The sequence below is a fragment of the Parabacteroides provencensis genome (assembly GCF_900232875.1).
GTDB lineage: Bacteria > Bacteroidota > Bacteroidia > Bacteroidales > Tannerellaceae > Parabacteroides > Parabacteroides chinchillae.
In genome coordinates this window covers 178,566-204,827 of record NZ_LT960489.1, presented here as the reverse complement: position 1 = coordinate 204,827, position 26,262 = coordinate 178,566, and the positions used below count along the sequence as shown (strand labels likewise).

Here is a 26,262-nt window from a genome sequence, read left to right as displayed (position 1 = left end):
TTATTGGTAATTCACTCTTTTATCAATGTAGCAGACCGTCGAGGTCTACGTCTATATTCCCGTCAAAATCGTCGTCTATGTCCACGCCTCCCTGCATCTCGTTGGTGAGGAAACGGGCACGCACGGTGGTGAGGTGTCCCCGCCGGTAGGGCACTTCCAGCCCGGTGGTGCGGCTGATGACGTCGCCGCCGCCGTCGCGTATCTCCATCGAAAGGCTGACAAACGATTCCGTGCCGTTCACAAACACGAAGTCCGTGCCGATGGTGCATTCCTTCTGCCCGTCCGCGGGGACGGTGAGCGGAGTGGTATAGGCTATGCCCGTGCGCGAATCCGCAGGCTTGCCCGCGAGGACGTTGAACACCGTGGGGAGGTAGAAGCCGTAGGAGAACGTGATGGTGAATGTTTCATCGTCGGCACGCTGCTTCTTTGTCTTGCGGAGGAAATCCTTCACATCGGTGGCTATCAGTTCATACTTCGCCAGCGGTCGCACCATATCCACTTTCACCTGCACCCGGGCGTTCCATTCGTCGCGGTATTGCCGCAGGTCGAGGACGGCGGAGCCGTAGAGGCAGTCGCGATAGTCGGTACTGCCCGTATAGGGGTCGCGGCAGGCTACCTGCTGCAAGTTGTCCGTATTGTAATAGAGGTCGTCCGTCGTACCTGCCTTTACGTAGTCCGTCCATACGGCGAGGGTATAGTCCAGCGCATGAAGTTTCAGATGAATGGGGAGCGAGATTTTCCCGTCGCCGTTTTCTTCTTCGGCGGTCTCCATCACCGTTACCTGCCGGGCTGTGGGCTTGCCTTCCCGCCACGCCTCGATGATGAAGCGGCGGCGGTAGCCGTCGGCGGCTTTCGTTGTTCCGCTGCGGGCCTTATGGGTTCCGCTGCGTGCATTTTTCTGCGTGATGATTTCCAGCGGAACAAGTTCCAAATCGAGCGTCACTTCGGTGTTGACCTCAACGAGCGTAGGGTCAACGCCCTCTTCGCCGTCTTCCGTCATGGACGGGTAATCGTGTACACAACCGGCAAGGACGATTGTCAGCACAAGGGCGAGAAATCCTATCGTGTATTTCTGTTTCATAAGCCGTTACTTTTTAAGGTTGAAGCGATAGACAACGGACAGCCCCACGCGGGTGATGCCCCAGTAGTTCTTCGTTCGGGTGTCTATGCGTGCGCCGTTATCTATATTATAATAGGTGTTGTATTTCATATTAGCATAGCCTGCGCCGAGCGTAAACTCGCCTGCCCAATGTTCATTAAAGGGCAGCAGATAACCGTAACTGATGCCTGCTCCGAGTAGCGGACGGGAGGTGTCCTGATAGCGGTCGCGGTTCCACTTTACATTGAACCATCCCACGTGTGCATGTACGCCGAAGAAATGCCCCGTACCGGGACGTGACAGCCAGTAGCGGGCTTCGGGCTGGATGGTAAACGTCTTCACGGCATGTTTGTCGCTGACGTACCACGGACACCAGAGTACGGGCAATTCTACGGAGAAATGTTCGCTCACCTGCACGTCGGCGGCGACATTCATAATTGTACCCGCCCATGCCGCAAGGTTGGTCTTGACGGCGAGGTAGCGACCGGAAGAAGATGCGGTTTCCGGCGTTACCGTGAGGGCCGGTTGTTCCGCTTGTTGTATCTCTTCCTTTATTTCCTGTTCTTCTCTAACCGGTTCCGTCTCTTTTTCCACAACAACCGGAGTGGTTTCTTCGGTCTTCTGTCCTTTCTCATCTTTCTCAGCCGGAAGGGATTCCGATGCGTCCTCTTCCATCTGCCTGAGTGGTGGCAGTGGTGAATAGCTGATTATGATTATATCCCCCAAATCGGGATGGTTGTGAGGGATATTTACTGTCTTGAAATCGCGTTCGCGCAATCCATAGTAATTGATAAGAAAACCTTTCAGGTTGTTGCAACGGTAAAAAGCGGTACGCCGGTTGCGGGAGTCATTACCACATTCCCCGGAATAACCGTTCACATAGAGCGTATCCTTTCCTTTGGAAAACGTTTGCAACTGTTTCTTCAATAATTGTAATGTCTGCCGGTTACTTTTGTAGTCCGCCTTGAACATTTGTATGCAAGGCGGGTAATGGAAAACGAATGTTTGTGCATTCAATGAGGAACAAAGAATGAACCCCGTTATCAGGCAACTAATGATTTTTTTATTCATCAATACATATATTTGTTTTTTGACTATCGTTGTTTGCTCTGTTTCGCAAAGCTATATATCATTAAGTTGCAATTCGTCAAAACTATATTGTCATTTTATCAAAATCTTAGTATTCATGCGGGATTGAGGTCTGTTTTATCTTGAATTCTCTTTTTCACGGTATTGTTTAGGTGTAATCCCGTCGTGATATTGCGCAAAAGCCCGGTGCAATGCCGAAGGTGAAGTGAAGCCGGATTTCAGAGCAACCTGGTTGACTGTAAGTCTCGGATGATTCCGCAACAGCTCTTCGGCGTAATGTATGCGGTAGCTGCGTACCACATCGCTGAAACTTTCTCCCCAGCCTTCATTGAATACCTGTGAAAGATAAGTCCGGTTCAACGGAAGTACCCCTGCCACATCCATCAATTTGAAATCCTTACGCAAATAAGGTTTTGTTTCTTCCATCCATTGCTGTACTTCTGTTTTGTATTCGGGCAGTTTTACAAGGAATACCGTTTCATTCATACTTTTTTCCTGTTGTTCCACATTATCCACGGTTAAAGGAGGCAGCAGTTTTTCCACTTCTTCATTTTTCCGGGCTTCTTCTTCATTCATGGTATGGCGGAAGAAGTTTTCCGGATACGGGTTTTCATGGAAAAAGCCTTTGTAAAAGATGAAACCGAAAAACAGTTGGACTATGATATTATGTACTATATAGCAATAAGTATTGCCATCCAGCAATATCCAGCAGAAAGCGAACATGATAAACATCGTCCCCAAACCGTAAAACCGCAGCCAGGATATTTCCATGTCTTCGGTCGAAGCATAGTTTGCATCACACCATTGCCGGTATGAAACCTCATAGCGATAGACTATCAGAATCAGATAAGCAATATATGCAAACACGGAAAAAGCGATAACTAATCTGTACCAGACATTGAATTGTCTCATATTAATGAGAAAGGTACCCCAATGAGCCAGACAGACAGGAGTTTCGCCGAGCAGATACATAACCGCAAAATAGAAAGCTACAATCACCAGGTAAGGGGACATGACCAGCAAACAGCGTTTCGGGTTGAGCCAGCCGGGACGGACGACTTCAAGAGGATAGAAAAGGGTAATGATGGCATAAAGATTGCCGGCTATCAAGACAAAAGGGGCAAGGATGTTACTCTCCATCGTTCCCATAAAGCCGAACAAAATACCAAAGGCACGGGCTGCATAAGCTACTCCCCAAGCCAGCATGACATACGCCAGCAAACGCTTGGAACGACTGCCTTCTGCATGAAGAAGAAGCAAAATCGCTCCCGCCATGCAGATAACGGTACACATCGGTACCAACATCTGCAAAACGGATTCCCATTCGGGAATAATCAGGTTCATAAAATCATCCTATTCATTTTACACTACGTTTCATCGCGTCTGAACACAAGAAAGACGTGAGCCACTGTTAACTTTATCCATAAATCAGGTCTTCGCAATACCCGTGTTGTTAGATAAAGCAACAGTACTCACGCCACTTATGTATATAGGCTACCACGTAGCATACCCGGAAGGGTTGCAATAAGTAAGTATATAACAAAAGGACGTGAGCGTTTGTCGCTACCATCTCTCCAACAACACTGAACCAAAGTTGCGAAGTTTGATTTATGGAGATCGGTATTTTTAAACGCTTCCGTTGTCACATGTCTCATTCCGCCCCGAAAAGCGGAATGTGCACAAAGATAACGGATACCATTTATTTATCAAAATAGCATGGCAATTGTTTTCACCGGACGGTACGAAAATACTAACTTGCGACAGCAGGTTCGGGGCTTCTTGCCGACAAAGCTCTTTTCTACCTGGATGTAGACTGCTTCATTTTATCTATCTGTACACTTAAATTGCCGGCTGTAGCTTCTGTCTTCTCTTGTCCCGTCTTTACCTGTTGTGGAAGATATGGATACAACAAAGCGATCGTTTTTACGCTCAATGTTTTTTGCTTGTACAACAATCTCTTTTAATGAATAGGCAGACGGTTTTAGTATAATCTTGCTTTCTCTTCCTCTATAATCATGCCGCTGCCAAGGCAAAGATGGTGTTCTTTGTCGTAAACCACACCATATTGACCGGGAGCTATTCCTTGAATTTTGTTGTCGGATTCTATGCGGTAAAGGTCGCCTATGCGGCGAATACGTCCGTGGGTAAATTCCGGCGTATGACGGATCTTGAACGTAATTTCCTTTTCGTCGGCAAAATCTCCCCATGGGTCTTCTGTAATGAAATCGAAGCCATTTAGGTTAATTACTTTGCCGTACTGCGTTTCCGGGTCATAACCGTTGGAAACATAGATAATGTTGCGTTTGATATCCTTCTTGATCACAAACCAAGGGCCACCGCTTAAGCCTAAACCTTTGCGTTGTCCGATGGTATGAAACCAATAACCATTATGCTTGCCTAAAACTTTTCCTGTCTCCAGTTCTACAATTTTGCCTACGCGTCGTCCTAAATAGCGCTCTATGAAATCGTTATAGTTGATCTTTCCTAAAAAGCAAATGCCTTGGCTATCCTTGCGTTTGGCACTGGGGAGTTTTTGCTCTTCTGCGATAGCACGTACCTCGCTTTTCATTAAATGGCCAATAGGGAACATCAGTTTCCTGATTTGTAAACGGGTGATTTGTCCGAGGAAATCGGTCTGGTCTTTTACCGGGTCTTTGGCTGTCGAAAGCCATACCTTGCCGTTTATTTCTGTTGTCGTGGCATAATGGCCGGTTGCTATCTTATCAAAGTCTTTACCCCATTTATCTTCAAAACATCCGAACTTGATGAATTTGTTGCACATCATGTCGGGATTTGGCGTAAGGCCGCGTTTAACGGAATCGATCGTATAGCTTACGACCCGTTCCCAATATTCTTCATGCAGAGAAACCACTTCAAATTTGCAGCCATATTTACGGGCAATATAAGAAGTGATCTCGATGTCTTCTTCTGCAGGACAGTCTATGTAACCGTCTTTATCCTCCATTCCTATCCGGATATAGAAGATGGTGGGATTGTATCCCGCTTCCTTTAACATGTGAACAACGACAGAACTGTCTACTCCTCCTGATACTAATGCTGCTATTTCCATAAATTAAAATATAAAGTACAAAGGTACTGTTATTTTTTTAGATAACAGAGAGCCGGGGTAGTGGCAATGAAATAAATCCTTTTACTGTTGATTATAGGGGTTTCATCGGGGTGAAACAAAAGCTTTATGCTGAAGAAATAATAAGGAATTCTTTAAGCAAGGCTAAAAGTTTTACTATTTGTTTTCGGAATGTGGTAAAGTAGTTATCTTTGCATGATAACCTGTTTTTGATATACATTATAGAAAGAACTTCAAGATATAATATTGTATGAAGAAAATAATAGTATCACTTATGACTGCAATGGCGATGACAGCCTGTACAGGCCAAAAGGCTGAGAAGGCCGAAGTAAATAACAATGATTTTGATTATGTTGCAGATCAATTTGCCGACCTGCAAATACTTCGTTATAGAGTACCCGGTTTTGAGTCTCTTTCACTGAAACAAAAGCAACTTCTGTATCATTTGTCTGAAGCGGCATTGATGGGACGTGATATTTTGTATGACCAGAATAACCGTTACAACCTGGCTATCCGCCGTACGTTGGAAGCTATTTATCAAAATTATGAAGGAGATAAACAAAATCCGCAGTTTAAAGCATTGGAAACTTACCTGAAACGAGTTTGGTTTGCTAATGGCATTCATCATCATTATGCTGAAGATAAATTTATTCCAGCCTTTACCCCAGAGTTTTTTGCAGATTGTGTCCGACAGGTTGATGTTGCAAAGCTTCCTGTTCGTGACGGGCAGGGCGCGGAGCAGTTGATACAAGAGTTGTCTCCTGTATTGTTTGATCCTGCAGTAATGGCTAAACGAACGATTCAGAGTGGAGATGAAGATATTATATTAGCTTCGGCCAATAACTATTATGGTGGCGGTATTACCCAGCCGGAAGTTGAAGCTTATTATGGGAAAATGAAAGATCCGAAAGATCATACGCCTGTTTCGTATGGATTGAATAGCCGCTTGGTAAAAGAAGACGGAAAAATAGTTGAAAAGGTTTGGAAAGTCGGAGGATTATATTCTCAGGCAATAGAACAGATCGTGGCTGAACTGCAAAAGGCAGTGCCGTTTGCCGAGAATGATGCGCAGAAAGCTATTATAGAAAAGCTGATAGAATATTATAAGACCGGAGATTTGAAAACCTTTGATGCCTATTCTGTTTTATGGGTGGAAGATACGGATTCGGAGGTGGACTTTGTAAATGGTTTCATCGAAACATACGGTGACCCGCTGGGAATGAAAGCCAGTTGGGAATCGACTGTTAACTTTATAAACAGCGGAGCCACTAAACGTACAAAATTGATTAGCGACAGTGCCCAATGGTTTGAAGATCATTCTCCTGTAGATACCAGGTTTAAAAAGGAAAAAGTAAAAGGCGTTAGCGCAAAAGTAATTACAGTAGCTATGTTAGGTGGCGATTGTTATCCGGCTACTCCGATTGGCATTAATCTTCCGAATGCAGATTGGATTCGCCGGGACCATGGTTCAAAGTCGGTGACAATAGAGAATATTACGGAGGCATACGATAAAGCTTCCCAGGGAAACGGCTTTAACGAAGAGTTTGTATGGAGCGAAACCGAGCGAAACGCTTTGAATAAATACGGTTTTATAACAGATAATTTACATACCGACTTGCATGAATGCCTGGGACATGGTTCAGGAAAACTGCTGCCAGGTACCGATCCGGATGCATTGAAGGCTTATAGTTCTACACTGGAAGAAACCCGTGCCGACTTGTTTGGTTTGTATTATCTGGGCGATCCTAAAATAGTAGAATTAGGACTTGTGCCGGATGCAGAGGCATATAAGGCCGAATATTATAAATATATAATGAATGGCTTGATGACTCAACTTGTCCGTATTGAAAAGGGAAAGAATGTAGAAGAAGCTCATATGCGTAACCGTCAGCTAATTGCCAAATGGGTATTTGAAAAAGGAAAAACCGACAATGTAATAGAACTGAAAAAGAGAGACGGAAAGACTTTTGTTGTTGTAAATGATTATGCTAAGTTACGCAATCTGTTTGGAGAACTGTTGGCCGAAGTGCAACGTATTAAAAGTGAAGGTGATTTTGTAGCCGGCAAGAAACTTGTGGAAGATTATGGTGTAAAAGTGGATCCGGAACTGCATGCCGAAGTGCTGGAACGTTATGCCAAACTTAATCTTGCTCCATATAAAGGATTTGTGAATCCGGTTATGAAAGAGGTGAAGAATGAAAAAGGCGAGGTGGTAGATATTGTTTTGGACTATACAGAAGGCTATGCCGATCAGATGCTTCGCTATAGTAAAGAGTATTCGTTTTTGCCTTCTTATAATTAAAAAGGCAATTGATAGTTGGCAGTTAGGGCTATGACAGAAGATAAGATAAAGGAAATACGCACGCATTTGCGTCTGGCAATGAATGGTGTTATTTCAACCAGTATGCGTGAAAAAGGAATTGTTTATAAATTAAACTTCGGTGTTCCGTATCCTGAAGTAAAGCAAATAGCAGCGTTGTATGAGAAAGATGCAGATTTGGCTGCCGCTTTATGGAAAGAAGATATCCGGGAGTTTAAGATGCTGGCTACGATGTTACAGCCTGTAGAGACCTTTACAATGGGTCAGGCTAAACAGTGGATGGCGGAGATTCCTTATTTGGAAATTGCGGAACAATGCAGCAGGAACTTGTTTAGTAAACTGTCCTTTGCCGGAGACTTGACTTTAGAGCTTATCAATAATAAAAAAGATAAATTTTCCCGGACTCTGGCTTTCCTGATCTGGAGTGAATTATTTAAAAAAGGACAGAATGTTATGCTTCCCGTCAGTGCTGAGGTTCTGGTATCGGAGTTGATGCATACGGTAACTGATGAAGAGCCCGGTGCTTCATTAATGGAGCGGCAGGCGGCTATAAGTGCCATGAAATTTTATGGTCGTCAGTCAGAGGAACAGTCCAGGCGGATATTAAGCGGGTTCGAACAGATTCACGTTTTTGAGAGCCGTCCGGACTTGCAGGAAATTTATAATGAATTAAAATTTGAATTTGAATATTACCTCTAAGGCTTTGCGTTTAAAATAAATGCGCTAACTTTGTCGTTTGCGTGGCTTGCAAAAAAATGGAAGCGAAAGAATATACCGAAATGCAGACTTTGTTTACCGAGTATCTTACTGATAAGAAACTGCGGAAGACTGAGGAAAGATACACTATATTGAAATATATATGTGCTTTCCCCGGACATTTTGATATGTGCATGCTCCATCAGCAATTAGAGGATGGCAATTTTCATGTTAGCAAAGCTACGCTTTATAATACGTTGGAAGTATTGGTTGATGCCGGGCTGATTGTACGTCATCAGGTTAATACCAAGGTTGTACAGTATGAATTGAGATTGTTGGCAGATACGCACCTGCATCTGGTTTGTACGAAGTGCGGGGCAATACGTGAAGTGCGTAATAATATATTGAAGGCGGATCTGGATAGTTTGAAAATATCCCGGTTTACGCCGGAATATTACAGTTTATATATTTATGGCATATGCAGTAAATGCAAGTATAAGTATAAAATGCAGAAATTGAGTAAATAGAATATTAACAGCCTATTATATATAGAAAAATGAAAGTAGATGTTTTATTAGGATTGCAATGGGGTGACGAAGGCAAAGGTAAAGTTGTTGATGTCCTGACTCCGAATTACGATGTGGTAACTCGTTTTCAGGGTGGTCCCAATGCAGGGCATACTTTAGAGTTTAACGGTGAAAAGTATGTGCTACGTTCTATCCCGTCCGGTATCTTTCAGGGAGGAAAAGTAAATGTTATCGGTAACGGTGTGGTTCTGGATCCGCTATTGTTTAAACAAGAAGCAGAAGCTTTGGCTGCCAGTGGGCATGATTTGACAAAGCAACTGTATATTTCAAAGAAAGCCCATCTTATTCTTCCTACGCATCGTATTCTGGATGCTGCCTACGAAGCAGCCAAAGGTTCCGGAAAGATCGGAACCACAGGTAAAGGCATCGGTCCTACTTATACCGATAAGGTTAGCCGTAACGGTGTTCGTGTAGGTGACTTGCTACATAATTTCGAAGAAAAGTATGCTGCCGCAAAAGGCCGCCACGAGTCTATTCTGCGCTCATTGAACTATGAATATGATATAAAAGAATTGGAAGCTCAATGGTTTGAAGCGTTGGAATACCTGAAACAGTTTAAGTTGATAGATAGCGAACATGTAATCAATAACTTCTTGAAAGAAGGCAAGTCTGTTTTGGCAGAAGGTGCTCAGGGTACAATGTTGGATATAGACTTTGGTTCATATCCGTTCGTAACTTCTTCCAATACGATCTGTGCCGGATGTTGTACGGGTTTGGGTGTTTCTCCCCGTAATATAGGCGACGTATACGGTATTTTCAAAGCTTATTGCACGCGTGTAGGCAGCGGACCTTTCCCTACGGAATTGTTTGATAATACAGGCGATATGATTTGTGAATTGGGTCATGAGTTCGGTTCTGTTACCGGACGTAAACGTCGTTGTGGCTGGATTGATCTGGTAGCTTTGAAGTATGCTGTAATGATAAACGGCGTTAGCCAGCTTATCATGATGAAGAGCGATGTGTTGGATACTTTCGACACAGTTAAGGCTTGTGTGGCATATAAGATCAACGGAGAGGAAGTGACCGAATTCCCTTATGAAATAGAAGGAACTGTAGAACCTGTATATGTTGAATTGCCAGGTTGGAAGACTGATATGACAAAAATGCAGAGCGAGGATGAATTCCCCGAAGAATTTAATGCTTATTTGTCATTCCTGGAAGAAGAGTTGGGGGTTCCTGTTAAAATCGTTTCTGTTGGCCCGGATCGTGAACAGACGATTGTCAGATATACAGAAGATTAATTAAAAATAAGATACAAAATGGCAGAAGACCACATCCCGTAAGGGCTGTCTCCTGCCATTCTTATGTTTGGCAGACTTTTTGCCGTAGGTTTTATAAACAAACTAAATTAGAAAGAAATTTATGAGCATGTATTGGATTATATTTATAGGCTTTGCTTTATTAAGCTGGTTGGTATCTTCTCGTCTTAAAAATAAGTTTGAGAAGTATTCAAAGATACCTATGCCGAATGGTATGACCGGAAAGGATATTGCAGAAAAGATGTTGCACGACAATGGAATCTATGATGTAAAGGTAATTTCAACACCGGGACATTTGACTGATCATTACAATCCTGCCAACCATACAGTAAACTTGAGTGAATCTGTTTATTATAGTAATAGTATTGCCGCCGCAGCCGTAGCTGCTCACGAATGCGGACATGCGGTGCAGCATGCTACAGCTTATGCTCCGTTGAAGATGCGTTCGGCATTAGTGCCGGTGGTAAGCTTTGCCTCAAACATAATGACATGGGTATTGTTGGGTGGTATGTTATTGATCCACCAGTTTCCTCAGTTGTTGCTGTTTGGTATAATCTTATTTGCTTCAACCACCATATTCAGTTTTATTACCTTGCCCGTGGAGATAAATGCCAGTCAGCGTGCTTTGGCATGGTTAAATCAGGCAGGTATAACGAATGCATATACACATGATAAAGCGGAAGATGCTTTGCGCTCGGCTGCTTATACGTATGTGGTTGCCGCTTTAGGTTCGTTGGCTACATTATTATATTATATAATGATTTTCCTGGGAGCGAGAAGTAGAGATTGATGAGGGAAGTAGATAAAATAAAAGCCTGAGGTTTGATGCCTCAGGCTTTTTTATTTAGAAGAATGTTTATTGCCTTTTTTCTCTATCCATTCATCATATTTCATCCATGCAAAGAAGCCAAAGGCTATTAATAGCACACCTCCCATTGGTATGAATATACCCCAATTAAAACTGTCCATATTTATTCCTCCTTCTTTTTAGTAAAATATAAACCAAAAGCAAATATAAACAAAGCTAGTAACGTACACACCATATAAATGACCCAACTGAAAGGTGAAATATCCCTCATGAATGATGATATAACTACGCCGGTTGTTATGTATTAACTAACTTGCCGGATAAACTTTCCTATTTCTACAAAAGCATTACCTTTGTGGCCGGAATAATAAATAACAAGTTAGTCATGCAAAAACCATCTATCCCAAAAGGTACACGCGACTTTTCGCCCGAAGAAATGGCGAAACGTAATTATATATTTAATACAATCCGTGAAGTTTATCATCTGTACGGATTTCAACAAATAGAAACTCCGGCAATGGAAAACCTTTCTACATTGATGGGAAAGTATGGAGAAGAAGGTGATAAGCTGCTTTTCAAGATATTGAATTCAGGTGATTGTTTTGCAGGTATTACAGATGAAGAATTGTTAGAACGCAATGCTGTTAAATTTGGAGTGAAAGCTTGTGAGAAAGGTCTGCGCTATGACCTTACTGTTCCTTTTGCCCGTTTTGTGGTTCAGCATCGTAATGAGATAAGTTTTCCGTTTAAACGGTATCAGATACAGCCTGTATGGCGTGCCGATCGTCCGCAGAAAGGACGTTACCGTGAGTTTTACCAATGTGATGGAGACGTTGTTGGTTCAGACTCTTTGGTAAACGAAGTGGAACTGGTGCAGATCATGGATGAAGTATTCCGTCGTTTTGGCATCCGCGTTTGTATAAAGATGAACAATCGTAAGATTCTTTCCGGTATTGCCGAAATTATAGGTGAAGCGGATAAGATTGTTGATATTACGGTTGCTATCGACAAACTCGATAAGATCGGTTTGGACAATGTAAACGAAGAACTTCGCAATAAAGAACTTTCGGAGGAAGCAATCCGGCGTTTGCAACCCATCATCATGCTGAATGGAACGAACGAAGAGAAAGTTAGCAAACTGCGTGATATTCTTGCAAATTCTGAAATCGGTTTAAAAGGAGTAGATGAACTTGCCTTTATCCTGGATCGGCTAAAACATACATCTTTGCACGCAGAATTGGAACTTGACTTAACATTAGCACGCGGTTTGAACTATTATACCGGCGCAATATTCGAAGTGAAAGCGCTTGATGTGCAAATTGGTAGCATCACCGGAGGCGGACGCTATGACAATTTGACCGGGGTATTTGGTATGGAAGGTGTATCGGGTGTTGGAATATCATTTGGAGCCGATCGTATTTTTGATGTATTGAACCAGCTGGATCTGTATCCTGCCGATTCTTTACAGACTACTCAATTATTATTTGTCAACTTTGGAGAAAAGGAAGAAGCTTACTTGTTCCCTCTTGTTGCTAAAGTTCGTGCAGCAGGTATCCGTACGGAACTTTATCCCGAATCTGCCAAAATGAAAAAGCAAATGGGATATGCCGATACCAAAAAGATACCTTTTGTTGCTATTATTGGCGAGACAGAGATGGCAGAGAATAAGATTAACTTGAAAAATATGATTACCGGCGAGCAAACGCCGGTGACTATAGACGAGCTGATCTCCCAATTTAAATAATACCGGATGATTCAATGAAGTCTTTATATCTGTATTCATTTGCAGGAGCATTATTTTCCTTATTTGCGTCTTGTACTTTCCAGCCTAGGGCAGAATGGGTAACTACTACGGATTCTATTCCATGGGTAAAGCAACCGGATATTCTGTCTGCATCGTTGGACACGATACCTAATATAGATGTAACCGTTTGTGTGGATGAACCCCAGCAGCAGATTGACGGCTTTGGTGCTTGTTTTAACGAATTGGGCTGGCTATCATTGAATAAACTTTCACCTAACGAACGGGAAGATATTATGCAAGAACTGTTCTTCCCGGATGAAGGCGCCAATTTTACTATATGCCGTATGCCGGTGGGAGCCAACGATTTCTCTCGCGACTGGTATTCGTATAATGAAACAGATGGCGATTTTGCGATGAAACAATTCACTGTAGCCAACGATTTGCAGACGCTCATCCCTTTTATCCGCAATGCGCAGAAGTACCAGCCGGAATTACGCCTGTGGGCTTCTCCCTGGTGTCCTCCATCGTGGATGAAATACAATAAACATTATGCTTCGGCTTATACCGGGGAAAATTACGACGAGAAGTACCGCAATGGTTTGCCGCTTGATAAAGTAGGGCGCGAAGGTACGGATATGTTCATACAAGATTCTTTGTATTTACGGGCTTATGCCCTTTATTTCTCAAAGTTTATAGAAGCATATAAAGAACAAGGGATTCTTATCTTTGCGGTAATGCCGCAGAATGAGTTTAATTCGGCGCAGGTTTTTCCCAGTTGTTGTTGGACGGCTTCATCTTTAGCCCGTTTTATTGGCGAATATCTGGGCCCGGCAATGGAAGATCTGGGTGTGGAGGTTATGTTCGGTACAATGGAACGTTCCAATGAATTGCTGGTGGATACGATTTTTACAGATTCGCTGTGTAGTAAATATATAAAAGGAGCCGGTTTTCAATGGGCCGGCAAAAATGCAATTCCCGGTATTCATAAACGTTATCCTGGAATGAAATTATATCAGACCGAACAGGAGTGTGGCGACGGCAAAAATGATTGGAAAGGCGCCATGTATTCCTGGAGTTTGATGCAACACTACCTTAACAACGGTGCTGTTGCTTATATGTACTGGAATATTTCCTTGGATGAAGGTGGTATTAGCCGTTGGGGATGGGCACAAAACTCACTGGTTGTTGTCGATCCTGCAACTAAAAAGTATCGTTATACTCCCGAATATTATGTGCTGAAACACGTTAGCCATTATGTTCAGCCCGGAGCCCGCAAGCTGGCAACGGATGGGGCTTATACTAATTTGTTGGCATTCCGTAATCCTGATAAAAGTATCGTTGTTGTGATTGCCAATGAAACAAGCGATAACAGACTTGTCTCCTTACGGGTAGAAGACCGGGTTTATCAGCCCGTACTTCAGGCTCATTCTATTTCTACCCTTCTTATAGATTAATTGGAAACATATCAATATTAAAATGTCAGTATGGAAGATTTTATCTTTTTCATACTGACATTTTATGCTTTTGGGCTGCTGGAAATTAAATTTGTCCTTGGTGAAAAATGATTTTTACCAGGCTGGAAATTGATTTTGACCCGGGTCAAAAGAATAAAACTTCACGATAAAAAAGATAAATATTCAGCTCTTTAAAATTAATACGGCAGGTGTTTTGTGGCAAATAATAGACAAATGAGACAAAATAGATAGTCAACCTGTCAGTCGTGTCTGCAATTGAATGTCGTATCTTGTGAAAAATTGTCAGTCTTTTTTCTACCAACCGTTTTGGCACAGAATTGGTATATATATAGGCGTGTGTGACAAACACACAAATTACAGTAATATTATTAACAATTAAAATAGAAAAGAAGATGAACATTAAACCATTAGCAGACAGAGTGCTGATTAAGCCCGCTGCAGCAGAAGAAAAGACACTTGGCGGAATCATTATTCCCGATTCAGCAAAAGAAAAACCTTTAAAGGGTGAAGTTGTTGCCGTAGGTAACGGAACAAAGGATGAAGAAATGGTTGTGAAGGGTGGCGATACTGTCCTGTACGGTAAATATGCCGGAACAGAAATCGAACTGGATGGTGAGAAATATCTTATCATGCGTCAATCTGACATTTTAGCTATTATCTAATTTTCATTATTCTGAAATATAACATTAAAGACTATAAATATCATGGCAAAAGAGATTAAATACGATATGGATGCCCGCGACCTTTTGAAGAAAGGTGTAGATGAGTTGGCTAATGCTGTAAAAGTAACATTAGGCCCGAAAGGACGTAACGTAATTATTGAAAAGAAATTTGGTGCTCCTCATATTACTAAAGACGGTGTAACGGTTGCTAAAGAAATCGAACTGTCTAATCCATTTGAAAATATGGGTGCGCAGTTGGTTAAAGAAGTTGCTTCTAAAACTAACGACAATGCCGGTGATGGTACAACTACTGCTACTGTATTGGCTCAATCTATCATTGGTGTAGGTTTGAAAAACGTTACCGCAGGTGCTAATCCTATGGATTTGAAACGTGGTATTGACAAGGCTGTTGGAAAAGTTGTTGAAAGTATTGCTGCTCAGGCAGAAGAAGTTGGCGACAAATTCGAAAAGATCGAACACGTAGCTAAGATATCTGCTAATGGCGATGAAAACATCGGTAAGCTGATTGCAGAAGCTATGCAACGCGTAAAGAAAGAAGGCGTTATCACAGTAGAAGAAGCCAAAGGAACCGAAACTACAGTAGACGTAGTAGAAGGTATGCAGTTTGACCGCGGTTATATCTCTCCTTACTTCGTAACCAATACTGAAAAGATGGAATGCGATATGGAGAATCCATATATTTTGATCTATGACAAGAAGATTTCTGTATTGAAAGACCTGCTTCCTATTCTGGAACCGGCTGTACAGAGCGGACGTCCTTTGTTGATTATTGCAGAAGACATTGACAGCGAAGCTTTGGCTACATTGGTAGTTAACCGTCTGCGTGGCTCTTTGAAGATTTGTGCTGTTAAGGCTCCGGGCTTTGGCGACCGTCGTAAGGCTATGTTGGAAGATATCGCTGTATTGACTGGCGGTACTGTAATTTCTGAAGAAAAAGGCTTGAAGCTGGAAGGTGCTACATTAGATATGCTGGGTACAGCAGAAAAGATCACTGTAGACAAAGATACAACTACAATTGTAAACGGAGCAGGTGATAAAGCTGCTATCCAGGCTCGTATCGGCCAGATTAAGACTCAGATTGAAAATACGACATCCGATTACGACAAAGAAAAACTTCAGGAACGTTTGGCTAAAATGGCTGGTGGTGTTGCGGTATTATATGTAGGTGCTCCTTCTGAAGTAGAAATGAAAGAAAAGAAAGACCGTGTTGACGATGCTTTGCATGCAACTCGTGCTGCAATTGAAGAAGGAACAGTTCCTGGTGGTGGTGTAGCTTACATCCGCGCTATCGAAGTTCTGGAAGGCATGAAGGGCGAAAACGAAGATGAAACTACAGGTATTGAAATTGTTAAAAGAGCAATTGAAGAACCGCTTCGCCAGATTGTAGAAAATGCAGGTAAAGAAGGTGCCGTTGTTGTACAGAAAGTAAAAGAAGGCAAGGGCGACTATGGTTACAATGCCCGTCTTGACAAATATGAAAACTTGTGTGCAGCCGGTGTAATCGACCCGGCTAAGGTAACTCGTGTAGCTTTGGAAAATGCAGCATCTATTGCAGGTATGTTCCTTACTACCGAATGTGTTATCGCTGATAAAAAAGAAGATACTCCAGCTATGCCTCCAATGAATCCGGGTATGGGTGGCGGAATGGGCGGTATGATGTAATCAACAAATCCCATTAATATAAAAGCAACGGCTGTTTCTTATTAAAGAAGCGGCCGTTGTTGCGTTAATCACATATATTAATGTATAGGGGATGATTATAGCTCGACTTTTTAAAATAGGGATAAAAACAAAGAAGTAATTTTGATATATAGAAAAAACAATTACCTTTGCAGCGCATTCGGAGGAATACGAAACAAAGTATGAGATTGCCCAGGTGGCGGAATTGGTAGACGCGCTCGTTTCAGGTGCGAGTGGTTTTGCGATCGTGCAGGTTCGAGTCCTGTTCTGGGCACCAGATAAAAGCGGACAGATTATTATTTGTCCGCTTTTATTTTGTGGTTGCGCTGCAAATGTGCATAATTGTAGTTTCTTCATTATTTCTTATATTTACAACCAAAATAGGAGAGATGCAACAATATACGGAAGATGAAATAGTAGAACAACTACGTGATCCGGCCAAACAAAGGGATGCCTTTACGTTGGTGGTGAACATCTATGGTGAAAAGTTATATTGGCAGATACGTAAAATGGTGTTAAACCATGATGATGCCAATGACTTGCTGCAAAATACCTTTCTAAAAGCATGGACAAATATTGATTATTTCAGGGGAGAAGCCAAATTATCCACCTGGCTTTACAAGATAGCTATAAATGAATGCATCACTTTTCTTAATAAACAGCGGGCTATTAATAACGTGTCGGTGGACGACACAGATGTTTTTCTTCTGGAACGTTTAAAGGGGGACGAATACTTTGATGGCGATGCTGCCCAGATGAAATTACAGGAGGCTATTCTTTCTTTGCCTGAGAAACAGAGGTTGGTATTTAATATGAAATATTTTGACGATATGAAGTATGAAGATATGTCGGATGTTTTAGGTACCTCGGTAGGTGCGCTTAAAGCCTCGTATCATCATGCCGTAAAAAAAGTAGAAGAGTTTTTAACGAAAGATATTTAAACCTTTTTGTCGAATTATCGTCAAAGGAGTATTAAAAGAAAAGAGAAGTATGAAAACTGAACAAAATAATCTGGAACAATTGAAAGGTAAGAATCCTTTTTCTGTGCCGCAAGGATATATGGAAGGGCTTACTTCTCAGATAATGAACCAACTACCGGACAAACCGGACACTAGAGAAAAGCAAGTCTCTATGTTTGACCGCATACGCCCCTGGTTGTATATGGCTGCGGTTTTTGCTGGTTTGGGCTTATTCTTTAAAGCGATAGTGGGAATACAGCAAAAGGAAGAAAATGTTTCAAATCCTTTAATTGTGAAAACTGCGGTTCCCTCAGAATCATTGGTAGCTATACAAGCAGAAGAAGATCAAGAATACCTGGAGTATCTGGAAGAACGGTATACTGATTATTTATTTGATCAAGAAATGGCAGATTCTGAAATAAATTGAAGATTTTGTCATCTAAATAAATTTTTTTTGAAAAAATACTTGTATGAATAAAATATTTTTTATTACATTTGTAGCGATTTCAGTTCTAAGCTCTATAAATGCTTTCGGGCAGGAGAAGAGACAAAGACATTTTGATAGGGAGGCGTTTCAAGCAAAAAGAAATGCATTTATAACGGCAGAGGTTGGCCTTACTCCAGAAGAAGCTGCATTGTTTATTCCGCTTTGTGATGAGTTTCGCCAAAAAACATTTGAAGCCAGTCGTTCTTGCAGAAAATTGAGTAAGCAGTTACGTTCTAAAGATACTCCTACGGATGTTGAGTACACTGAAGCAATAGATGCTTGTTTAGAAGCACATGCCAAAGAAGTAGAACTGGAAAAAGAGTATTTTAATAAATTTAAAAAAATACTCTCTCCTGAAAAGCTTTATAAATATAAAGAGGCGGAAAACCGATTTATGAGAAGCTTTATAAGAGAATCGGGAGAAAAGAAGGTAGAGAAACAGAAAAAATAAAATATTATCATTATTTGTGTTTTTTGTTTAGATTTAGTTTTGGCGTTTAAGTTAAGGGAGGGGTGGCGACGTGATGTCGGTTCCCCTTTTGTTTTTATAGACCTTTCGCTTTTGCTTCATTCCAGAGTTTGTCCATATCTTCCAGAGTCATTTCTTTCAAAGATAACCCTTGTTTAATAGTATGTTCTTCAAGATAATTGAAGCGGCGTATGAATTTCTGGTTTGTACGTTCTAATGCATTGTCCGGATTAATTTTGTATAAGCGGGCCGCATTAATCAGGCTGAAGAATAAATCTCCGAACTCAGCTTCCATATTATCAGTTTCCATGTGATCGATTTCGGTTTTAAGTTCATTGAACTCTTCCCGGACTTTATCCCAAACCTGGTCGCGCTGTTCCCAATCGAAGCCTACATTACGGGCTTTGTTTTGAATGCGGTGAGCTTTTACTATAGAAGGCAGAGATGCGGGAACTCCTTCCAATACGGTTTTGTTGCCTCCCTTTTCTTTGAGTTTGAGTTGTTCCCAGTTTTGTTCTACTTTTTGGGATGTATCGGCAGAAGTATCGCCAAATACATGGGGATGGCGGAATATCAGTTTGTTACAAAGACTATCGCATACATCTTTAATATCAAATTCTTGTTTCTCATCACCGATTTTTGCATAAAAGACAACATGCAGAAGTAAATCTCCTAATTCTTTTTTGATGTTTTCGTTGTCGTTTTGCATGATGGCATCACAAAGCTCGTACGTTTCTTCAATCGTATTTGTACGTAAACTCTCATTTGTCTGTTTGCGATCCCAAGGGCATTTTTCCCGTAATTCATCCAGAATATCGAGCAATCTGCCAAAGGCTTCCATTTTTTCTTGTTTGCTGCTCATTGTAATGTTTGTTTGTATTTACCGGAATGAGTAATGCAAAAGGACGCAGACTTTGCAGAATAATGATCTGCTTAATCAGCGTCCTTTATGTAATTCCGGTAAAACCGTTATTTATTTTGTTCTTCTTTGTATTGTTTTAGTCCGTTTTGCAGGAACTGGATGTATCTTGCAACGTCTTCATTGAATGCATAAGACGGTCCTAATGGCATTCCTTCATTATTTAATAGTACATAGAATGGCTGTGCATTAGCTCCGAATTTGCTTCGTTGCAGATAACTCCATTTATCTCCGTAAGTTTTTAGTTTACGTACTTTGCCATGTTCTTCTATTTCAATAGGAGCGGGCAACTTTGTTTTATCGTCGACAAATAATGTAATTAATACATAATCTTTTTCCAGTAACTGTTTAACTTTGGGATCAGTCCAGACAGAAGCTTCCATTTTACGGCAGTTTACACAACCATAACCGGAGAAATCGATCATAACAGGTTTATTCACCTTCTTGGCATAAGCCATACCTGATTCGTAATCGTCGAAAGCAGCATGTACTTCATTATCATACAGGTTAAAATCCTGTGTATATAATGGAGGAGCAAAGGCGCTGATTGCTTTTAGTGGGGCTCCCCAAAGTCCTGGTACCATATATACGGCAAATGAAAAAGAAATAATTGCCATAAATAAGCGTGGTACAGATACATATTTTACATCACTGTCATGGCTAAACTTGATTTTGCCTAACAGGTAGCTTCCTAATAAGAAGAATATAATAATCCAGAGTACGATAAATACTTCACGATCCAGTAAGCGCCATCCATAAGCTAAATCCGCAACGGAAAGGAACTTTAAAGCTAACGCTAGTTCGAGGAAGCCTAATACAACCTTAACTGAGTTTAGCCAACCGCCCGATTTTGGCATACTCTGCAACATATTCGGGAAGATTGCAAAGAAGCTGAATGGTATTGATAATGCTAATGCGAAACCGAACATTCCGATTGCCGGGCCAACTGCTGTGCCCATTGAAGCTGCCTGAACAAGTAAGGTTCCGATGATAGGACCCGTACAAGAGAAAGACACCAATACTAAAGTAAACGACATGAAAAAGATACTTAAAATACCGGTAGTAGAATCTGCTTTATTGTCCAGCTTGTTTGTCCATGAAGCAGGTAATACCATTTCGAATGCTCCGAAGAAGGAGATTGCGAAAACTACCAGCAACAGGAAGAATATAATATTAAAGATTGCATTTGTTGATAAGTCATTCAACGCGCTGGCTCCGAAGATACCGGTAATAAGCAATCCCATTATCAGGTAAATAACAATGATGGAAATACCGTAAGTGATGGCATCACGAATTGCTTTTTTACGATCTTTTGTGCGTTTCAGGAAGAAACTGACAGTCATCGGTATCATTGGCCATACGCAAGGCGTAAGCAATGCGATTAAACCACCAAGGAATCCGGCGAAGAAAATAAATAACCAGGATGTGTCTGCGGCTGAAACTGTTGAATCTCCATATCCTTTTAACTCGCTGATAACCGGAGTCCATAAAGCAGCATCATCCGTCAATGCATTGCTTATTTTTGCAGGAGACGGAGTTTTATCTGTTAAATCAGGAGTAGTAAGTTCTTCTGTCTCCTGGGATACTTTTTCCGTATCAGGTTGAAGGGCGGTTACATCATCTTTGTCTGTAGTCGGATTTGTGTTTGCTGCAGAAGCGTCCATCTGAATATTCTTTTTGTCAAAAGAAAAATCGACGTGATCCGGAGGTAAACATGTTTCATCATTACAAGCCATAAATTCGATCTGTCCTTCTACTTTGAATTTGGCAGGATCGGTCACCTTTATTTTTTGAGTAAAAGAGACAGTTCCCGGGTACCAACGCAGATTCATAGCAAACTGCTCGTCATAAACCGTGGTTGGTTTGACGGAGGAGACCGGTTTACCGATTAGTTCGGCTCCCTTCAGAGTCTCAAAGGTGAATGACGTAGATACTGGTCCTCCTTCCGGCAGATCCATATCATAGAGATGCCAGCCTCTGTCGGAAGTAGCGGTGAACACAATTTCTTTTTCCGGAGAAGCTGAATCCTCCAGTTTAACTTTCCATTTTACAGGCGTGAGTATCTGAGCCTGTATAGTTAGCGTTATCAGTGCTAATGCTAAAATACTAACGAGTCTTTTCATGTTTTTATAATTGTTTCTAAGTCTGTTTAGCTAAAGAGTTGAAAGCGTCTGGTATGCGCGTTTCAAAACACATTTCTTCTTCCGTTTCGGGATGAATAAAATAAAGTTTCCGGGCGTGCAACATCAAACGTCCGGTAGGGTCGGTTTCCGCTCCGTATTTATAATCTCCTGTAATAGGATGACCGATGGATTGCATTTGTGCGCGTATCTGGTTTTTGCGGCCTGTTTCCAGTTCCAGTTCCAGCAGAGAGTATGAACCATTACTTCTTAATACTTTGTATCTGGTAATTGCTTCTTTCCCATCTCCGGTTGATGTAACATATACCTGCATTTGTGCATTTTCTGCGAGGTTTGAAACGATAAGGTCGGTATCTTTTTCCGGACGACCTTCTACGACGGCTACATAACTGCGTTGTGTAATCATTTCATTCCAGTTGGATTGCAACACTTCTTGTATGCCACGACTTTTGGCGAACATCATTAAACCGGATGTTTCCCTATCCAAACGGTGCAACACAAATATTTTGTTTCTTGGGTCAGACTTCTTTACATAGTCGCTTAATATATGGTATGCAGTACGCTCTTTTATACGATTGTTCGAAACAGAGAGCAAGCCTTCCCTTTTATTAACGACAATCAAATAGTCGTCTTCCCAAATGATATTTAATAATGGATTATTAAATGCAACTTTACCGCGCTCATAGCTGATTCCGACTACATCATTTGGCTCCAACTGTGTGTCGAATTGGCTGGTTACTTTCCCATTAACCGAAATTTGTCCTTTGCTTAGTAATGCTTTTACGGAGCTTTTACTTTGTTCATTCAGCTGTTGAAACAAAAAAGAGAGCAAGGTGTTTTGTTCTTTTACTGTAATCTTGCGTCCTCTTGGAACTCTTGGCTGATTTGCGCCTTTGTAATTTGAGCGTCTTCTCATATTCGTTATGTATATAGTTTGCAAAGATACTGGCATTTAGGGAATGCTGCAATAGGTATTGATATAAACCGGAGAATAAATACTGTAATTTAAAAACAAAAATCCTTTACTCTGTCTCTCAGATTTACTTTTGCTTCTGATAAAATAAAAACAGGGAAGCCGAAAACTGAATAGAGTAGGCAATATTAAAAAATAATAGAATTATGGCATTAGTAAAATTAAAAGCGATTTCTCAGGATACTTGGTTAAGATCTGGTGGTGGCCCTGAGAAAAATGGGGTTTGTTATTATATGTGTAACTTTTTAATAAGTGAGCATGGAATATGGCATAAACTGAGAAGTTTTATGGAAGCTGTCGAAGCAGCGAAGGATTTCGGACAAGGTACAGCAATGATGAATTATGCTAAAGCTCAGAATGTTGCTGGCAAATCTCAAACGGCGAATTATCCTCCGTCGAGTGGAACAGCTCTTGCCCATAATAGTATATATAGAGGAGAATTGTGGATTGGTAATGCAAGCGCAACTCTTGGGCCGGCCAATCATGAGATTCTTATTATAACAGGAAATGGTGATGACATTATTTATTTTGAACCTAATTTCGGTTTCTTTCAGGCAAGTAATGTCGGAATGAATAATGTTCAGGCTTTAGAATATTGTATAGCACAACAATATGGTAGTAAATTTCATGTGGGAAGTTTTGGTTATTTGAGAGTAGGTGCTATTAGATAATAATCCGTTGGCTTTTATCTGGCAGTATCTGTAAAAAATACCTATTCTTTCTTTTCTCGTTTCATCCCGATCTTTTTGCAAAAAGATCGGGATGATTTTACAAAAAGATCAGGATGATTTGAATAATAGAACTTAAACATTGATATTAAATTTAGAATTATGAACAAGAAGTTTTTTACTCTTTTAGCCATTACTCTGATGGCTGGTGGATTATCAGTAAGTGCGCAGTATGCTCCAGGAAGTGAAATTGCGGCTAAATTGGCTCCTGCTGATAAGTACTATCATATTAAAAATGGTTCAAGTTATCTTGCTGCAGACAAGCGTGACGGAAAAGACAGCATTAAAGTCATGACTGTTGCTGCTGGTAACTTTACAGAGCCTTTATCTTTGGACTCTGCTATGTGGAAGCTGAGCGTGGAAGTTCAAAAGACAACAGGTGATTCTGTATTTACTTTTGAAAATAAAGCAACAGGTGCAACATTAAATTTACCTGCTAAAGAAGGTAATGCTATTGTAACAGACAAAGATCCTATAACGGAATGGAGTTGGAAAACTACTGCTAATGGTTCTATTCAGGCAAAGATTGGTAGCGATGTTTATTCTTTGCAGTTGACAGGTTTTACTCCTGCAGATTATTTGGTAAAGGTTCAAAAAGGCACTCCTTCTACAAAATGGGCTGTTACAGAAGTTGCTAATATCAAATTAACGGCAGAAAAATTGAATAATCAGAATGATGGTTATTTCAAATTAGCATTTGGTAATGACTTGTCTGATAATGTATTTACAAAATATAAAATTAAAGCTGTTAAGGTGACGGCAAACGATTCTATTATGCTTCAGGTTATAGATGCAAAAAAGGATACGAAGTTTACGACAGATACAGTGTTTGTGGTTGTCGACACTATTAAATATGACATAAAGGGTGCTGCTGAGTGGAAGTCTGCTGCTGGTTTCAAATTTACATTGGATACTTTAGGTCGTGCTGTTCCCGGAAGACCTGTTTATGGTACAACTGCATTTGATACAATTGCCGCAGATGGCCGTTCTTTGGGATCTTATTTGTTTGTAATAGAATTGAATACGGGTCGTGTTACTGGGGATTCTTTGATTGTTAAATCAAATACAATTGAAGGCGAATCAAAAGTATCTTGGGGTTATCTGGGTAGTGCAGGTACAAAAGTGTTAACAACTTCTCCTGTTGCTAATATAGATGCCCTTCCTTATATTACTTTAGATTTTGGAACAAAGGCTGATATTGATGTAACAAAGTCATATTATGTACAAGTTGTGAAAGGTGCTGATAAAGACAACAATAATAAATATTGGACAGCATTATTGACAGGATCAACTATTCAGTATTCAGGTGAAATTTCAGATTTGATTCCTGCTACACAGTGGTCTGTTAAGAAAGATGGTGCCGGTCGTTATCAGTTCATTAATAGAGATAATAAGAATACAACTAATACAAATGCATTTGTTTATGCATTAGACGGTAACTATATCATGCAAAATGGTGATACAGTTAAATTGACAGCTATTAAAGATGAAGTTAAGGCTGACAAGTATCTTGGTTACAAACATTTTACTGCTGATGAATTAGCAAACCTTTCTGTTAAGTTGCAGGTTGTGACTCCTCTGGGTTCTAGCGCTTATGTATATATTGCTTCCGGTGACAGTGCAGTAAATGCTAAAGATATGGAAGAAGCCGATGCCATGAAGTTCAAATTGGTTTCTGCCAATGGTGCAACAGACAATAAGTTTGGAGCTGACGATCTGCAACGTTCTGCTTATTTGTTGAAAGAACAGTTTGGCGACCAGAGAGTATTAGGTTATAACTGGCATGCTTCCAGCGCAAACGATCCTAAGACTTTCCGTATGATGAAGACAAACCAGACGGTAGACCAGGATTCAGTTGCAGTATTCTTCCGTGCCACAAAGAATGCCGGAGAATATGAATTGATTATGGCTAACGTTAATGCTACTGCTCCTGTTAAATATGATGATTTAACAACATCAAAAGATTCTGTAGTATCATTTGCAAGTGCAGGTGTAATGGTTCCTGTAAAATATGGTTCAACAGTTGCCGGTTATTTCAAGATTGTAACTCCAGCAGCTCCTGATTATGTAAATGTAACAAAGAATTCATCAGCTCACATGCAGTTTACTTCTACAGAAAATACATCATTGATGATCGGTATGAACGATAAGTTTGAACCGGTATTGAAATCAGAATCAGAATTGGATGCAGCTTATTCATTGTTCGTAGATACAGCAAAAGTAACAGATCCAAAGAAACCGTTGTTCTATCTTATGACAACAGCAGGTTTGGAACTGAAGTCAGAAACATCTGGTGATGTAATGGCTAACTATCTGAATGTAAATAAAGATGGTAAGTTGGAATTCATCCTTGCAAAACAATATGGTTTGGCAAAAGATACATTGTTGGTTTACAACCGTAAGGATCTGAATGCAAAACCGGATTCAGTAAAGATGTCTGATAACAAAGCCGTATTTGCCTTCCGTGCAACTCCTACAGACGGTGAAATGTTGATTGAAGCAGCAAACGGTCAATGTATGAAACAGGATAATGGTAAATTAGTTCTTGTTGCTGCAGAAAATGCTCTTCCATTCACAACTAAGGCAGTTGATACTCCAACCGGCAACGAATCAACAGAAGCTAACACTATCAGTGTAGTAGCTGGCGAAGGTAACGTAACTGTTTACGGTGCNAAATTAGTTCTTGTTGCTGCAGAAAATGCTCTTCCATTCACAACTAAGGCAGTTGATACTCCAACCGGCAACGAATCAACAGAAGCTAACACTATCAGTGTAGTAGCTGGCGAAGGTAACGTAACTGTTTACGGTGCAGCTGGTAAGGAAGTAATCGTATCTAATGTATTGGGTCAGAAGACTACAATAGTTGCAACTTCAGACAGTGAAGTGATTGCTGCTCCTCAGGGTGTTGTAATCGTAGCTGTAGAAGGCGAAGCTGCTGTTAAGGCTGTTGTAAAATAAGTACGTTTGTCAGTATCTCTGAGAAAAGGGAGAACAGATACAAAGTTTTAGAGGCTGTCTCAAGGTAATTGGGATGGCCTTTTTGCGCTGTATATAGTAT

Annotated in this window: 24 protein-coding genes and 1 tRNA gene; 15 read left to right on the top strand and 10 right to left on the bottom strand. The window is 41.0% G+C overall.

Going from position 1 to position 26,262, the window contains the following annotated elements:
- Positions 1-22: 22 nt before the first annotated feature.
- From CTY47_RS07715 to mnmA, 5 genes are all read right to left on the bottom strand, one after another.
- Positions 23-1,081 carry a DUF6562 domain-containing protein gene (locus CTY47_RS07715; RefSeq protein WP_099464261.1) on the bottom strand — a complete coding sequence of 353 codons (1,059 nt, stop codon included), beginning with the start codon at positions 1,079-1,081 and terminating at the stop codon, positions 23-25.
- A 6-nt stretch (positions 1,082-1,087) separates the two neighbouring features.
- Positions 1,088-2,170, bottom strand: a complete 1,083-nt coding sequence (locus CTY47_RS07710) for a DUF3575 domain-containing protein (RefSeq protein WP_233202125.1) — start codon at positions 2,168-2,170, stop codon at positions 1,088-1,090.
- Between the two features lie 135 nt (positions 2,171-2,305).
- A complete protein-coding gene (locus CTY47_RS07705) occupies positions 2,306-3,532 on the bottom strand; it encodes an AraC family transcriptional regulator (RefSeq protein WP_099464259.1) in 1,227 nt (408 codons plus the stop codon).
- 454 nt (positions 3,533-3,986) lie between these two features.
- Positions 3,987-4,121 (bottom strand): hypothetical protein, encoded by a 135-nt coding sequence (locus CTY47_RS07700; protein WP_394340710.1) that lies wholly within the window; start codon positions 4,119-4,121, stop codon positions 3,987-3,989.
- Between the two features lie 48 nt (positions 4,122-4,169).
- Complete coding sequence (mnmA, locus tag CTY47_RS07695) at positions 4,170-5,258, bottom strand: tRNA 2-thiouridine(34) synthase MnmA (protein ID WP_099464258.1); 1,089 nt, start codon at positions 5,256-5,258, stop codon at positions 4,170-4,172.
- A 268-nt stretch (positions 5,259-5,526) separates the two neighbouring features.
- Here mnmA and CTY47_RS07690 point away from each other — a divergent pair, with 268 nt between their 5' ends.
- From CTY47_RS07690 to CTY47_RS07670, 5 genes are all read left to right on the top strand, one after another.
- Positions 5,527-7,578 carry a dipeptidyl-peptidase 3 family protein gene (locus CTY47_RS07690; RefSeq protein WP_199163410.1) on the top strand — a complete coding sequence of 684 codons (2,052 nt, stop codon included), beginning with the start codon at positions 5,527-5,529 and terminating at the stop codon, positions 7,576-7,578.
- A 30-nt stretch (positions 7,579-7,608) separates the two neighbouring features.
- Complete coding sequence (locus tag CTY47_RS07685; protein ID WP_099464847.1) at positions 7,609-8,295, top strand: DNA alkylation repair protein; 687 nt, start codon at positions 7,609-7,611, stop codon at positions 8,293-8,295.
- A gap of 56 nt (positions 8,296-8,351) precedes the next feature.
- Complete coding sequence (locus tag CTY47_RS07680; RefSeq protein WP_099464256.1) at positions 8,352-8,819, top strand: Fur family transcriptional regulator; 468 nt, start codon at positions 8,352-8,354, stop codon at positions 8,817-8,819.
- A 29-nt stretch (positions 8,820-8,848) separates the two neighbouring features.
- Positions 8,849-10,120 carry an adenylosuccinate synthase gene (locus CTY47_RS07675; RefSeq protein WP_099464255.1) on the top strand — a complete coding sequence of 424 codons (1,272 nt, stop codon included), beginning with the start codon at positions 8,849-8,851 and terminating at the stop codon, positions 10,118-10,120.
- A 121-nt stretch (positions 10,121-10,241) separates the two neighbouring features.
- Positions 10,242-10,928 (top strand): zinc metallopeptidase, encoded by a 687-nt coding sequence (locus CTY47_RS07670; protein ID WP_099464254.1) that lies wholly within the window; start codon positions 10,242-10,244, stop codon positions 10,926-10,928.
- Between the two features lie 50 nt (positions 10,929-10,978).
- On the opposite strand, the gene CTY47_RS17525 is transcribed toward CTY47_RS07670, so the two are convergent.
- Positions 10,979-11,107, bottom strand: a complete 129-nt coding sequence (locus CTY47_RS17525; protein ID WP_262497727.1) for a hypothetical protein — start codon at positions 11,105-11,107, stop codon at positions 10,979-10,981.
- A gap of 2 nt (positions 11,108-11,109) precedes the next feature.
- Positions 11,110-11,247, bottom strand: a complete 138-nt coding sequence (locus tag CTY47_RS17620) for a DUF6722 family protein (protein WP_394340713.1) — start codon at positions 11,245-11,247, stop codon at positions 11,110-11,112.
- Between the two features lie 84 nt (positions 11,248-11,331).
- On the opposite strand from CTY47_RS17620, the gene hisS reads away from it, so the two are divergent.
- From hisS to CTY47_RS07630, 8 genes are all read left to right on the top strand, one after another.
- Positions 11,332-12,690, top strand: a complete 1,359-nt coding sequence (gene hisS / locus CTY47_RS07665; RefSeq protein WP_099464253.1) for a histidine--tRNA ligase — start codon at positions 11,332-11,334, stop codon at positions 12,688-12,690.
- Positions 12,691-12,704: 14 nt separating this feature from the next.
- Positions 12,705-14,144 (top strand): glycoside hydrolase family 30 protein, encoded by a 1,440-nt coding sequence (locus CTY47_RS07660; RefSeq protein ID WP_099464252.1) that lies wholly within the window; start codon positions 12,705-12,707, stop codon positions 14,142-14,144.
- A 413-nt stretch (positions 14,145-14,557) separates the two neighbouring features.
- On the top strand, positions 14,558-14,827 hold the full coding sequence (locus CTY47_RS07655) for a co-chaperone GroES (protein WP_099464846.1): 270 nt from the start codon (positions 14,558-14,560) through the stop codon (positions 14,825-14,827).
- Between the two features lie 42 nt (positions 14,828-14,869).
- A complete protein-coding gene (groL, locus tag CTY47_RS07650; RefSeq protein WP_099464251.1) occupies positions 14,870-16,510 on the top strand; it encodes a chaperonin GroEL in 1,641 nt (546 codons plus the stop codon).
- A 208-nt stretch (positions 16,511-16,718) separates the two neighbouring features.
- Positions 16,719-16,805, top strand: a tRNA-Leu gene (locus tag CTY47_RS07645).
- A gap of 112 nt (positions 16,806-16,917) precedes the next feature.
- A complete protein-coding gene (locus CTY47_RS07640; RefSeq protein WP_099464845.1) occupies positions 16,918-17,469 on the top strand; it encodes an RNA polymerase sigma factor in 552 nt (183 codons plus the stop codon).
- Between the two features lie 49 nt (positions 17,470-17,518).
- On the top strand, positions 17,519-17,914 hold the full coding sequence (locus CTY47_RS07635; protein WP_099464250.1) for a hypothetical protein: 396 nt from the start codon (positions 17,519-17,521) through the stop codon (positions 17,912-17,914).
- 43 nt (positions 17,915-17,957) lie between these two features.
- Complete coding sequence (locus tag CTY47_RS07630) at positions 17,958-18,425, top strand: hypothetical protein (RefSeq protein ID WP_099464249.1); 468 nt, start codon at positions 17,958-17,960, stop codon at positions 18,423-18,425.
- 94 nt (positions 18,426-18,519) lie between these two features.
- Here the strand turns inward: CTY47_RS07630 and mazG are convergent, their stop codons facing one another.
- The 3 genes from mazG to CTY47_RS07615 all read right to left on the bottom strand — a co-directional run bounded on the left by mazG (position 18,520) and on the right by CTY47_RS07615 (position 22,419).
- Complete coding sequence (gene mazG / locus CTY47_RS07625) at positions 18,520-19,305, bottom strand: nucleoside triphosphate pyrophosphohydrolase (RefSeq protein ID WP_099464248.1); 786 nt, start codon at positions 19,303-19,305, stop codon at positions 18,520-18,522.
- 107 nt (positions 19,306-19,412) lie between these two features.
- On the bottom strand, positions 19,413-21,485 hold the full coding sequence (locus tag CTY47_RS07620) for a protein-disulfide reductase DsbD family protein (RefSeq protein WP_099464247.1): 2,073 nt from the start codon (positions 21,483-21,485) through the stop codon (positions 19,413-19,415).
- Between the two features lie 16 nt (positions 21,486-21,501).
- A complete protein-coding gene (locus CTY47_RS07615; RefSeq protein WP_099464246.1) occupies positions 21,502-22,419 on the bottom strand; it encodes an RluA family pseudouridine synthase in 918 nt (305 codons plus the stop codon).
- 203 nt (positions 22,420-22,622) lie between these two features.
- Between CTY47_RS07615 and CTY47_RS07610 the strand changes: the two genes are divergently transcribed.
- Both CTY47_RS07610 and CTY47_RS17575 read left to right on the top strand, forming a co-directional pair.
- On the top strand, positions 22,623-23,147 hold the full coding sequence (locus CTY47_RS07610; protein ID WP_143813355.1) for a hypothetical protein: 525 nt from the start codon (positions 22,623-22,625) through the stop codon (positions 23,145-23,147).
- A gap of 159 nt (positions 23,148-23,306) precedes the next feature.
- On the top strand, positions 23,307-26,162 hold the full coding sequence (locus CTY47_RS17575; RefSeq protein ID WP_143813354.1) for a DUF6383 domain-containing protein: 2,856 nt from the start codon (positions 23,307-23,309) through the stop codon (positions 26,160-26,162).
- The last annotated feature ends 100 nt before the right edge of the window (positions 26,163-26,262 follow it).